Source organism: Arthrobacter sp. 05L417, from assembly GCF_056397865.1.
On sequence record NZ_JBFTOG010000019.1, the window covers coordinates 17,875 to 29,842 of the forward strand.

An 11,968-nucleotide genomic window follows, 5' to 3' on the forward strand; every position below is an offset into this window, starting at 1 on the left:
GCTCCAATGTTGAGTGTGTGGGTTTCCCAGCCAGTTTACGGGGTTTCGCTCAGGCGGACTGCCCGGCAGAGTCTTCCCCATGGGTGGCGTTCCATTCGGCTTGCTCACGATCACGCTGGGCGTTCTCGCGGTCGATCCGCATGCCGGCACGGATGCCGTACCACCAGCAGGCCGCGAACAGGACGCCCACCACGAACATCGTGGGCTCGACGAAGCCCGAAAGAACCAAGACCAGCTGCAATACCCAGCCGACACCGATGCCCCACGGCTTGCTGAGCACGGCACAGGCCAGGATCAGCACAACGCTCAGCGTAATGCCGAATGTCAGGATCAGGGCTGGCTGCACCTCTCCACGCTTCAGTCCGAAGACAGCCAAGGTGGCGAAGAACGCGACGAAGGCCTCCAGGAGCAGCACGGTCGAAGCGAACATCACCTTGGTGGAGCGGCGCTTCTTGGGCATCCCGGGCCGCCATTCGCGCTGGGCTTTGGTGAGTTTGGCCACGCTCAGGAACCAACCTTCCCGAGGAGCATGCGGGCTTCGGCCACCACAGTGATGGAGCCCGTGACGAGGACGCCGCCAGCCAGGTCATCGTTTGCTTCGGCACGCTCCACGGCCCACTCGATCGCGTCATCCAGCTTCTCGGCAATGTGGACGTTATCCGCACCGAAGCCAAGGTCGACGGCGAGATCTGCCAGTTGCGCGGCCGGGATGGCCCGCGGCGAGCTGGACTGCGTGAAACAGAACTCCTCTGCCAATCCACCCAGGGATTCCTTGAGCTGCCTCAGGATTTCTTCCGCGTCCTTTTCCTTCAGGATTCCGAGGACAACCACCAGCTTGCTGAAGCTGAAAGCCTCTTCAATTGCCTCTGCCGAGACGCGGATGCCATCCGGGTTGTGGGCGGCATCCACGATGATCGTGGGAGCGGTGCGCACCACCTCGAGACGGCCCGGCGAGCTGACGTTGCCGAAAGCTTCCCGCAGCACGTCGCCGTCGAGTTCCTTCTCGCCTCCACCAAGGAATGCCTCCAGGGCAGCGACGGCGACTGCGGCGTTCTCGGCCTGGTGTGCGCCGTGCAAAGGAAGCAACAGGTCCTCATAACGGCCTGCGAGCCCCTGGATGGTCAGCACTTGGCCCCCGACGGCAACGCTGCGGGACTCGACGCCGAATTCGACACCCTCGAAGCGGAATGGCACGCCGGCCTCGCGCGCCTTCTCAAGCAGCACTTGCGCGGCGTCCACGGGCTGGGCAGCGCTGATCAGGAAGCCGCCCGGCTTGATGATTCCGGCCTTCTCGCGGGCGATATCCTCGGTGGTGTCGCCGAGGAGATCAGTGTGGTCGAGGGAAATCGGAGTCACAACGGAAACCTGTCCGTCACCCACATTCGTGGCATCGGTGATGCCGCCCAGTCCGACTTCAATCACGGCGACATTGACGGGTTGGTCCGCGAAGATCGCGAAGCCCAGAATGGTGAGGCACTCGAAGTACGTGAGCCTGGGCTGGCCATCGGCTTCGAGTTCCTTGTCCACGATCTCGAGGTACGGACGGATCTCGTCCCAGATCCGGACAAAGGTCTCATCGGAAACCGGCTCACCGTCGATGCTGATGCGCTCGGTGACCTTCGACAGGTGCGGACTCGTGTAACGGCCCGTGCTCAAGCCGTGGGCACGAAGCCCCGCCTCGATCATGCGGGCGGTGGATGTCTTGCCGTTGGTGCCCGTGATGTGGATGATCGGGAACGCCTTGTTGGGCTCCCCCAGCACGTCCATGGCCCGGTAAAGGGGCGCCAGCCGCGGCTCCATTTTGTTTTCCGGGGCGCGGCCCAGGAGTTCGGCGTAGACGCTTTCTACGGAGAATTCGTCGCTCATGTTCTAGGCCTCGATCTTGGTAACGGTGATCTGCGGCTCGACGGCGTCGCCGGAGACGACGGGGTCGAGCTTGAGGGACAGGGTTTCGGTCTTGACCAGCTCTTCGTTGGCGCGCAAGGCGTCAACAACGTCGTGGACTGCCAGGACTGTGGTGTGGATGCGGTCGCTGACGTTGAGTCCTGCGTCCTTGCGGGCCTGCTGGATGGCACGGACCATGTCCCGCGCCAGGCCTTCGGCAGCCAGTTCCGGAGTGACTTCGGTGTTCAGGACCACGAAGCCACCGCCCGGAAGGACAGCGACGGCCGCGGACGAACCGTCAGCAGATTCCGCGACGACGGTCTCAAGCGTGTACTCCTGCGGTTCCAGCTCAAGGCCGCCTGCCGTGACAACCCCTGCATCGGAAACAGACCAGTCGCCGGACTTGGAACCCTTGATGGCCTGCTGGACGTTCTTGCCCAGTCGCGGACCTGCCGCGCGGGCATTGACCACGAGTTTCTGTTCGATGCCGAATTCCTCCGGCGACGCCGTGGCGGCGTCGAGGAGGCGGACGGAACGCAGGTTCAGCTCATCCGCGACGACGGCGGCGAAGCCTTCCAGCGCATCAGCACCGGGTGCCACCACCGTGAGCTCCTGCAGCGGCAGGCGGACGCGAAGGTTGGCGGCCTTGCGCAGGCTGGAACCCGTGGAGCAGATCTGCTGGACACGGTCCATTGCCTCGACGAGTCCGGGGTTTGCCGGGAACAGCGAGGCCTCGGGCCAGTCAGCCAAATGCACGGAGCGCCCGCCGGTCAGGCCGCGCCAGATCTCCTCGGAAACGAGGGGAAGCAGTGATGCCGAGACACGGCAGACGGCCTCGAGTGCCGTGTAGAGGGCGTCGAAGGCGTCGGTGTTCTCGTCGAAGAAACGCTGACGGCTGCGGCGGACGTACCAGTTGGTAAGCATGTCCAGGTAGCTGCGCAATTCATCGCAGGCTCCTGAAATGTCGTACTCGTCCAAGCTGGAAGTGATGTTGCGGACGAGGTCGCCGGTATTTGCCAGCAAGTACTGGTCCAGCGTGTCCGTGTAGCCGTCGTAGCGCAGTTTGGCGTCATAGCCGGCGCCTCCATTGGAGGCGTTCGTGTACAGCGTGAAGAAGCTGTAGACATTCCACAGCGGCAGGATGACCTGGCGGACGCCGTCGCGGATTCCCTGTTCGGTGACTACGAGGTTGCCGCCACGCAGGATGGGGCTGGACATCAGGAACCAGCGCATGGCGTCGGAACCGTCGCGGTCCAGGACCTCGGAGACATCCGGGTAGTTGCGCAGGCTCTTGGACATCTTCTGCCCGTCGGAGCCCAGGACGATGCCATGGCTGATCACATTGCGGAAGGCCGGCCGGTCGAAGAGTGCCGTGGACAGGATGTGCAGCATGTAGAACCAGCCGCGGGTCTGCCCGATGTACTCGACGATGAAGTCTGCCGGGTTGTGGGTGTCGAACCATTCCTCGTTCTGGAACGGATAGTGCACCTGGCCGTAGGGCATGGAGCCCGAGTCGAACCAGACATCCAGGACGTCCTCGACCCGGCGCATGGTGGACTGGCCCTCTTCCGGCGAGCGCGGGTCGTCCGGGTTGGGCCGGGTGAGTTCGTCGATGAACGGGCGGTGCAGGTCAACCTGGCCGTCGTTGTTCATCGGAAGGCGGCCAAAATCGGCTTCCATCTCGGCGAGCGAGCCGTAGACGTCGGTGCGCGGATATTCGGGGTCGTCGGACTGCCACACCGGGATGGGCGAGCCCCAGTAACGGTTGCGGCTGATGGACCAGTCGCGGGCGTTGGCCAGCCATTTGCCGAACTGTCCGTCCTTGACGTTGCCCGGGATCCAGTTGATCTCCTGGTTCAGTTCGGACATGCGGTCCTTGAACTTGGTGACCTCCACGTACCAGGAGGACACTGCGCGGTAGATCAGGGGGTTGCGGCAGCGCCAGCAGTGCGGGTAGCTGTGCTCGTAGCTGGCCTGTCGGACCAGGCGGCCGCCGGAACGCAGTGCCTGTGTGATCGGCTTGTTGGCATCGAATACCTGCAGCCCGGAGATTTCGGCGAGCGGTCCGTGTGCGAACAGGTGGAGGAACTTGGCGCCTTCGTCGACGGAGAGCACCACGGGGATACCCGCGTCCTCACAGACTTTCTGGTCGTCTTCACCGTAGGCCGGGGCCTGGTGAACGATGCCCGTACCGTCGGTGGTAGTGACGTAGTCCGCCACGAGGAAGCGCCAGCCGTTCTGCGTGCCGTATTTCTCGGTGTCGGAGAAGTAGTCCCAGAGCGGCTCGTATTCCAGTCCGGCCAACTCGGTGCCCGTGTAGCTTGCCGTGACGGCGGCGGTGGCGGCAGCACCGCCATCGGCACCATCACCGTACCCCAGATCCTTGGCGTAGGTACCGAGAAGATCGGCGGCCAGCAGGAAGCTGCCCGTCACCGGAGCCTCCGCGGAGGCGGCCTTGATCCCGTTGGGACCGGCCGGAACCACCGCGTAAGAAATGTCGGGCCCGACGGCGAGCGCCAGGTTGGTGGGCAGCGTCCAGGGGGTCGTGGTCCACGCGAGCGCCTGCACGCCTTCAAGGGACTTGGAGAGTTCAGACTCCCCTGCCTTGATGGGGAAGGTCACGGTGACGGTCTGGTCCTGGCGGTTCTTGTAGACATCGTCATCCATGCGCAACTCATGGTTGGACAGCGGCGTCTCGTCCTTCCAGCAGTACGGCAGGACGCGGTACCCGTTGTAGGTGAGGCCCTTCTCGTGGAGCTGCTTGAAGGCCCAAAGGACAGACTCCATGTACTCGACGTTGAGGGTCTTGTAGTCGTTGTCGAAGTCCACCCAGCGTGCCTGGCGCGTGACGTAGCTCTTCCATTCGTCTGCGTACTTCATGACGGAGGCACGGCAGGCGTCGTTGAACTTGTCGATGCCCATCGCCTCGATCTGGGTCTTGTCCGTCATGCCCAGTTGCTTCATGGCTTCGAGTTCAGCGGGCAGGCCGTGGGTATCCCAGCCGAAGCGCCGTTCGACGCGCTTGCCGCGCTGGGTCTGGTAACGGCCTACCAGGTCCTTGGCGTAGCCGGTCAGGAGGTGGCCGTAGTGGGGCAGTCCGTTGGCGAAGGGAGGACCGTCGTAGAAGACGAACTCGTTGCTGCCGGGGTGCCCGCCGGGCAGATCAGCGCTGCGGTTGTCGATGCTGGCTTGGAAGGTGCCGTCTTCATCCCAGTACTTGAGGATGCGCTCTTCGATCTCCGGGAACTTCACGGAGGCGGACACGCCTGTTGAGGTGCCGGACGGAGTTGTGGAGGCCTTGGGGTAATACGTCATCTCTTCATCCTGGGTTGAGCCGGTGAACACAAAGTTTCATTCAGGATGCGAGGACGGCGCCAGCTGCGTTGTTTCCAACAGCGCCGGTACCGCGGTACCACCTCACTTACCGGCGCCAACTCTGCTCCTTTTGGAAAGGAGCAGATCCGGCGTCGGCCGCTCATTGCTGCTGTGACGGGCTTACCCGTCCGGTTCTACTGACTCCCGTAGTGGCGGGGGCGTTCTTCCGGAAGCTCACCGGTGATGTCCGGGTCAAAGCTTGTGCCACAAGTCTAGCGGCAGCGGCGCCGCGAGCTCCACTTGGGGGACGGGGCGCGCGACGCCGGGACCCTAGCCCTTGCGGATCAACTTGTGGGTGGCGGCCTGCGCCACCGGGCGGACGATAATCTCGTCCAGGTTGATGTGGTGCGGCAATGAGACCGCGTACTTGACGACGTCGGCGACGTCCTCCGGGGTGAGCGGCTTCTCGACGCCGGCGTACACCTTGGCTGCCGCTGTGGCATCGCCGAGACGGTTGAGCGCGAATTCCTCCGTGCGGACGAGCCCGGGTGCCACCTCGATGACGCGGATGTTGTTCTCGGCTTCCTCCAGGCGCAGGGCGCCGGTCATGGCGTGCTGGGCGAACTTGGCCGCGTTGTACCCGCCGCCTCCTTCGTAGGCCGTGAATCCCGCCGTCGACGTCAGGTTCAAAACGGTGCCCTCGCCGTTCGCCCGCAGCATCGGCAGGAAGGCCCGGGTCAGCTTCAAGGTGCCGAGCACGTTGACTTGGTACATCCAGTCCCAGTCTTCGGTCTGCGCATTGGCCAGGGTGTCTGCGCCCCGTGCGCCGCCGGCAATGTTGATGAGCGTGTCTGCTCCGCCCGCCTCGGTGACGGCCGAGAGCAAGGCCGCGACGTCGTCGTCATTGGTGATATCCGCGGCGAACGGCACGGCGCCGCTCTCGGCGCCGAGTGCCTCGAGCCGTTCCGCACGGCGGGCGACGGCGAATACCTTCCATCCATCTGCGGTGAGGGCCCGCACTGTGGCTTCGCCGATTCCCGTGCTGGCGCCGGTCACTACTGCGGTCTTCGTCTGTACTTCCTCAGTCATGGCACCACCCTAACGTGGTTCACCGGGAGAAACCGCACGGCCAAGAATGTGGGCGATCGGCGGGGACAGCGGTCCGGCAGAGAAGCCGAAACGATCGCTCTGCAGCACCTGGAAGCCAGCGTCGCCGATCGCCTGAAGGGTATTGCGGTTGGGATGGCAGCCTCCGGCCACGTGCTGCCAGACCGGAGTGAGCAGATCCTCGACGGCTGCGAGAAGCCTCTTGTCCGAGCGGACATGCTCGTAGAACGCCAAGGTTCCGCCGGGCCGAAGCACGCGGCGGATTTCCGCCAACGCGGCCGCTTGGTCCGCGACGCTGCAGAGGACAAGACTGACCACGACGGCGTCCGCCTCACCGTCGGCCGCCGGAATGTTCTCGGCGGTTCCTGGAACAACCGTGACCGGTACAGCCGCGAGCCGGGCCTTAGCTCGAGCAAGCCCCCTGAGGTAGTCATCGGGCTCAACCGCGAGGACGCTTTCCACGGTGGCCGGGTACAGGCCGAACGACGAGCCCTCGCCGGCGCCGACCTCGACGACGCGGCCCCGGATGTCGGACAGCAAGCTGCGCCGGTGCTCGTTGCCGCCGCGCATGTTTATCGCGGGAACCGCCCGGGCGTAGGCCCGCGCAAAGCGCGGATGCTGCGGCGTCATGTGTCCGCCGCCCCGGTACGCAGCAGGAACTCCCGCAGCACGCGGGCGTGGTTGACTTCAGGATCCCTGGCGCCGTAGAGCAGCGTCACACGCTTTTCCGCGGCGGCCAGCTCCAGCACCTGCTCCACGGCAGGATTCTGTTCCAGCTCGGCCAGGTAAGCGCGGCGGAAGTCCTCGAATCGCTCCTGCATATGGGCAAATTCGGTGCGCAGCGGCGGCGAGGGAGCGATCTCCTTGAGCCACAGATCCAATCGGGCGCGTTCTTTGGATACCCCTCGCGGCCAGAGCCGGTCCACCAGAACCCGGTAGCCGTCGTCGTCGGCTGCTTCATCATAGATGCGCTTTATCACCAGAACGTCCTTGAGTTCCGCCATGAGCCGCATGCTACTGCACGTCCGGGTGCCACGGAACAAAGGGCGCCATGAAACAATTGGCCCATGGCTGAATCAACGCAGGGTACAGACACGCCCGCCACCGCCCCCATCAACGTTCCCGACAAGCCGGCCCTTGAAGGCCTTGAGGCTGCCTTGACGCAGCGCTGGCTGGACGAAGGAACCTACAAGTTCAACCCGGACACCACCCGGGAGCAGGTCTACTCGATCGACACTCCCCCGCCCACCGCATCCGGTTCGCTCCACGTGGGCCACATGTTCTCGTTCACGCAGACGGATGTCCAGGCCCGCTACATGCGCATGACCGGCAAGAACGTCTTCTACCCGATGGGCTGGGACGATAACGGGCTGCCCACCGAGCGCCGCGTCCAGAACTACTACGGTGTCCGCTGCGATCCCGCCATTCCCTACAACGCGGACTACCGCCCACCGGCGCAGCCGGCGAAGAACCAGCGCGACTTCGACGTCGTCTCGCGCCAGAACTTCATCGAACTCTGTGAGGAACTCGCCGTCGAGGACGAGAAGGTCTTCGAGAACCTGTTCCAGACACTCGGACTGTCCGTTGACTGGGACCTGACGTACCGCACCATCGACGACACCTCCCGTGCGGTGTCCCAGCGTGCCTTCCTCGCCAACCTGAACGCCGGTGACGCCTACATGGCCGAGGCCCCCACCCTGTGGGATGTGACGTTCCGCACCGCCGTCGCGCAGGCCGAGCTGGAGGACCGCGAGGTTGCCGGCGCGTACTACCGCTACCCCTTCTTCACCGCTGACGGCGAGAAGATCTATATCGAGACAACGCGTCCGGAACTCCTCGCCGCGTGCGCCGCGTTGGTGGCGAACCCCGACGACGAGCGCTACCAGCCGCTGTTCGGCAAGACCGTCACGTCCCCCCTGTTCGACGTCGAACTCGAGGTCAAGGCCCACCCGCTTGCCAAGGCGGACAAGGGCTCCGGCATCGCGATGGTCTGTACCTTCGGCGACCTGACTGACGTCACCTGGTGGCGCGAACTGCAGCTGCCCACACGCGCCATCATGGGCCGCGACGGCCGCATCATCGCCGAGACACCCGAGTGGATCACCACCGACGCCGGCAAGGAAGCCTACGCGGCGATTGCCGGCAAGACGGCGTTCTCTGCCAAGGAGACGGTTGTTGAGCTTCTCGTTGCCGCCGATCTGCTGGATGGCGAGCCCAAGAAGATCACCCACCCCGTGAACTTCTTCGAGAAGGGCGACAAGCCCCTTGAAGTTGTCACGTCGCGCCAGTGGTACATCCGCAATGGCGGCCGCGACGAGGACCGCCGCGAACGGTTGATCGCGCGCGGACACGAGATCGACTTCCACCCGTCCTTCATGCGTTCCCGCTACGAGAACTGGATCTCCGGGCTGAACGGCGACTGGCTCGTTTCACGCCAGCGCTTCTTCGGCGTGCCGATCCCCGTCTGGTACCCGCTGGATGCCCAGGGCAACCCGGACTACGAGAACCCGATCCTGCCGTCCGACGAGTCCCTTCCCGTGGACCCCGCGGCCGACGCAGCCCCAGGTTTCGACGAGTCCCAGCGCGAGCAGCCCAACGGTTTCATCGGAGACGCCGACGTCCTGGACACCTGGGCCACGTCTTCGCTGACTCCGCAGATCGTGGGCGGCTGGAGCCGTGACGAGGAACTGTTCGGCAAGGTCTACCCCTTCGACCTCCGCCCGCAGGGCCACGACATCATCCGCACCTGGCTTTTCTCCTCGGCTGTCCGGGCGGATTCCCTGCAGAACAGCGCTCCGTGGAAGCACGCAGCCATCTCGGGCTGGATCCTGGACCCGGACCGCAAGAAGATGTCCAAGTCCAAGGGCAACGTGGTTGTCCCCACCGACGTCCTGAACGAATTCGGCTCCGACGCCGTCCGTTACTGGGCCGCGTCCGCCAAGCTCGGTGCTGACACCGCCTACGAGATCGCCCAGATGAAGATCGGCCGCCGCCTGGCCATCAAGCTGCTCAACGCCTCCAAGTTCGTGTTGAACCTGGGCGCTACGGAGAACTCGGTTGTCGGCGCGGACCTCTCCGTTCTGAGCAACGCCCTGGACCGGGCACTTTTGGCACAGTTGGCCGACGTCGTGGCGCAGTCCACCAAGGCGTTCGACAACTACGACTACGCCCGCGCCCTGCAGATCACGGAATCGTTCTTCTGGCAGTTCACGGACGACTACGTGGAGCTCATCAAGGACCGCGCCTACGGTGCGGCCGGCGAGACTGAGCAGGCATCCGTGCTTGCCGCCCTTGCCACCACGCTGGACTCGCTGTTGCGCCTGTTCGCGCCGTTCCTGCCCTTCGCCACCGAAGAGGTCTGGAGCTGGTGGCGCACGGGTTCAGTCCACCGCGCGGCGTGGCCGGCAGCCGTGGAGATCGTCGACGGCGACACCACCATGCTGGGCACCGTCGGCATCGCGCTGAGCGGCATCCGCAAGGCCAAGTCCGAGGCCAAGGTCAAACAGCGCACAGAGGTCCTCTCCGGCACAATCACCGCTACTGAGTCGTTTGTTGCACAGCTGGAAGCCGGACTGGGAGACCTGAAGGCCGCGGCCAACGCGCAGGAGATCTCACTGGTAGCCGCGGAGGGCGAACTCACGGTGAGCAACGTGGTCCTCGCGCCTGCCGAGGAGCCCGCCCAGGCGTAGTTTCGAAGAGCCCGGAAGTTTCCGGCGCCGCCCGAGAGTTTCCGGGCAAAGGGGAAGCCCCATCAGCGTTTAGCCGTTGGTGGGGCTTCGACTTTTCGGCTGCCTGGTGACGTCTTGACAGTCTGGCGGAATCCTCGGACTTTCAGGTCTTCCTACCTCGTCACTGGTAGCTTGCATCCAACTTTGCCGAAGGCTGCGTCAGATGCATATCACTGAATCTCTGGTTTCCGTGTCCCTCTTCTTTCGAAGTGGGTAAGTTCTATTCTTGACCCGCTCACCGGCCAGCACAAGCCCCCTCCGGGAACTACTGGCATGTAATTCGCGGGCGTCGCTGCGGGCCTCCGGGGTTCTGGGGGTAGGCGCTTTGTGGCACAGTGTTGCTATGCCAGAACTTCCCGAAGTGGCCGGGCTGACTGCCTTCCTGGGCAGGAATCTTCTCGGTGCCGAACTGACGAAGATCCAGATCACTTCTTTTGCCGTGTTGAAGACAGCCGATCCGCCCTACTCGGCCCTGGAGGGCCGCAAAATCGTCGGGGTGGAACGCTTCGGCAAGTTCGTCAGTCTAGACGCCGAGGGAATCCATTTCATCTTCCACCTCGCCAAGGCCGGGTGGCTCCGCTACACGGAGCAGCCGTCGCAGAGCCAGCTCCGGATGGGCGGCAGTAATATTGCCGCGAGGCTCGGCTTCACCAAGGGCGACGGCTCAACGCACGTCGGCGTGGACCTGACGGAGGCCGGAACAAAGAAAAGCCTGGCCATATACGTGGTGCGCAGCCCCTTGGACGTTCCCGGGATCGCGACACTCGGCCCGGACCCGCTGAGCCCTGCCTTCACGGAGGAAACCCTGGCCGGAATCCTTGCCACAAGCGCGCACCAGATCAAGGGACTCCTACGGAGCCAAAGCGTCATCGCGGGCATCGGCAACGCCTACAGCGACGAGATCCTTCACGCCGCCAGGATTTCACCGTTCGCGATCGCCAAGTCGTTGGACAAGGACACAACCCGTGTCCTCTACGAGTCCATCGAAAGTGTCCTGGGTGCGGCCGTAGCCGTCGCCGTCGGGAAAGCCTCAAGCGAACTCAAGGACACCAAGCGGAACACCATGCGGGTGCACGGCCGGGCGGGACAGCCCTGCCCCGTGTGCGGGACCACCATCCGCGAGGTGTCCTTTGCCGACACCGCGCTGCAGTATTGCCCCGGCTGCCAGACAAACGGAAAGATCCTGGCGGACCGTAGAACGTCGCGATTCCTGAAATAGCCGGGCCTGCGGCCCTAACGGCCGCGACGGCCCGGGCTATTTGAATTCAAGGCTAGTTGAATTCCGGGCTTTCCGTGCGGCTGCGCTTGAGCTCGAAGAAATGCGGGTAGCCGGCCAATGTGACAGTGGCATCCCAGATCCGCCCGGCTTCTTCCCCTCGGGGGATCCGGGTGAGGACAGGGCCGAAGAAGGCCGTGCCGTTGACGGCGACTACCGGGGTGCCCACGTCCTGGCCTACCAGGGAGATCCCCGATTCGTGGCTGGCACGCAGCTGGACATCGTATTCCTCGGAATCAGCGAAGCGGGCCAACTCGGCCGGCAGCCCGGTTTCCGCCAGTGCCTTGGAGATGACCTCGGCGAAATCCTTGATGCCTTCGTGGTGGATGAGGGAACCCATCGCGTCGTACAGCGGCTTGATGTACTCGTTTCCGTGCAGCTCGCGGGCGGCGATGATGACACGGACAGGTCCCCAGCCCAGCTTCATTTTCTCGGTGTATTCAGCAGGCAGCTCGCGGCCTTCGTTGAGGACGGAGAGGCTCATGACGTTCCAGTTGGTCTCGATGCCGCGGACGTCTTCCACTTCACCGATCCAGCGGGATGTCACCCAGGCGAAAGGGCACATGGGATCGAACCAGAAATCAACCTTGTTGGCGGTCTGCTCGGGCACAGGGAACTCCTCGTGTAGGCGTAAGGGGGGCACGGCCAACCGGACGAA

At 64.2% G+C, this 11,968-nt stretch carries 9 protein-coding genes; 2 read left to right on the forward strand and 7 right to left on the reverse strand.

Going from position 1 to position 11,968, the window contains the following annotated elements:
* Positions 1 to 49: 49 nt before the first annotated feature.
* From AC1DJW_RS14680 to AC1DJW_RS14705, 6 genes are all read right to left on the reverse strand, one after another.
* Positions 50 to 502, reverse strand: a complete 453-nt coding sequence (locus tag AC1DJW_RS14680; RefSeq protein ID WP_284751932.1) for a DUF4233 domain-containing protein — start codon at positions 500 to 502, stop codon at positions 50 to 52.
* 2 nt (positions 503 to 504) lie between these two features.
* A complete protein-coding gene (locus AC1DJW_RS14685) occupies positions 505 to 1,866 on the reverse strand; it encodes a bifunctional folylpolyglutamate synthase/dihydrofolate synthase (protein WP_390277821.1) in 1,362 nt (453 codons plus the stop codon).
* Positions 1,867 to 1,869: 3 nt separating this feature from the next.
* The gene (gene ileS / locus AC1DJW_RS14690; RefSeq protein WP_476901750.1) at positions 1,870 to 5,199 is read right to left on the reverse strand and encodes an isoleucine--tRNA ligase; all 3,330 of its coding nucleotides are present in this window, start codon (positions 5,197 to 5,199) and stop codon (positions 1,870 to 1,872) included.
* Positions 5,200 to 5,529: 330 nt separating this feature from the next.
* Entirely contained in the window at positions 5,530 to 6,288 is a 759-nt protein-coding gene (locus AC1DJW_RS14695; protein ID WP_476901751.1) for an SDR family oxidoreductase, read from the reverse strand.
* Positions 6,289 to 6,297: 9 nt separating this feature from the next.
* Complete coding sequence (locus AC1DJW_RS14700; protein ID WP_476901752.1) at positions 6,298 to 6,936, reverse strand: class I SAM-dependent methyltransferase; 639 nt, start codon at positions 6,934 to 6,936, stop codon at positions 6,298 to 6,300.
* Positions 6,933 to 7,310 (reverse strand): DUF488 domain-containing protein, encoded by a 378-nt coding sequence (locus tag AC1DJW_RS14705; protein WP_390277823.1) that lies wholly within the window; start codon positions 7,308 to 7,310, stop codon positions 6,933 to 6,935. The genes AC1DJW_RS14700 and AC1DJW_RS14705 overlap by 4 nt, the downstream gene beginning before the upstream one ends.
* A 63-nt stretch (positions 7,311 to 7,373) precedes the next feature.
* Here AC1DJW_RS14705 and valS point away from each other — a divergent pair, with 63 nt between their 5' ends.
* The gene (valS, locus tag AC1DJW_RS14710; RefSeq protein ID WP_476901753.1) at positions 7,374 to 9,995 is read left to right on the forward strand and encodes a valine--tRNA ligase; all 2,622 of its coding nucleotides are present in this window, start codon (positions 7,374 to 7,376) and stop codon (positions 9,993 to 9,995) included.
* 382 nt (positions 9,996 to 10,377) lie between these two features.
* Positions 10,378 to 11,253 (forward strand): DNA-formamidopyrimidine glycosylase family protein, encoded by an 876-nt coding sequence (locus AC1DJW_RS14715; RefSeq protein ID WP_476901754.1) that lies wholly within the window; start codon positions 10,378 to 10,380, stop codon positions 11,251 to 11,253.
* A gap of 52 nt (positions 11,254 to 11,305) precedes the next feature.
* Here the strand turns inward: AC1DJW_RS14715 and AC1DJW_RS14720 are convergent, their stop codons facing one another.
* Positions 11,306 to 11,875: a mycothiol-dependent nitroreductase Rv2466c family protein gene (locus AC1DJW_RS14720; RefSeq protein ID WP_234749993.1), complete on the reverse strand. Its 570-nt coding sequence runs from the start codon at positions 11,873 to 11,875 to the stop codon at positions 11,306 to 11,308.
* Positions 11,876 to 11,968: the final 93 nt, after the last annotated feature.

Bases quoted from the DNA above. Each gene is read 5' to 3' on its own strand.
- AC1DJW_RS14685 (WP_390277821.1), bottom strand. From the start codon at position 1,866: ATGAGCGACGAATTCTCCGTAGAAAGCGTCTACGCCGAACTCCTGGGC.
- ileS (WP_476901750.1), bottom strand. From the start codon at position 5,199: ATGACGTATTACCCCAAGGCCTCCACAACTCCGTCCGGCACCTCAACA.
- AC1DJW_RS14695 (WP_476901751.1), bottom strand. From the start codon at position 6,288: ATGACTGAGGAAGTACAGACGAAGACCGCAGTAGTGACCGGCGCCAGC.
- AC1DJW_RS14700 (WP_476901752.1), bottom strand. From the start codon at position 6,936: ATGACGCCGCAGCATCCGCGCTTTGCGCGGGCCTACGCCCGGGCGGTT.
- AC1DJW_RS14705 (WP_390277823.1), bottom strand. From the start codon at position 7,310: ATGGCGGAACTCAAGGACGTTCTGGTGATAAAGCGCATCTATGATGAA.
- valS (WP_476901753.1), top strand. From the start codon at position 7,374: ATGGCTGAATCAACGCAGGGTACAGACACGCCCGCCACCGCCCCCATC.
- AC1DJW_RS14715 (WP_476901754.1), top strand. From the start codon at position 10,378: ATGCCAGAACTTCCCGAAGTGGCCGGGCTGACTGCCTTCCTGGGCAGG.
- AC1DJW_RS14720 (WP_234749993.1), bottom strand. From the start codon at position 11,875: ATGTGCCCTTTCGCCTGGGTGACATCCCGCTGGATCGGTGAAGTGGAA.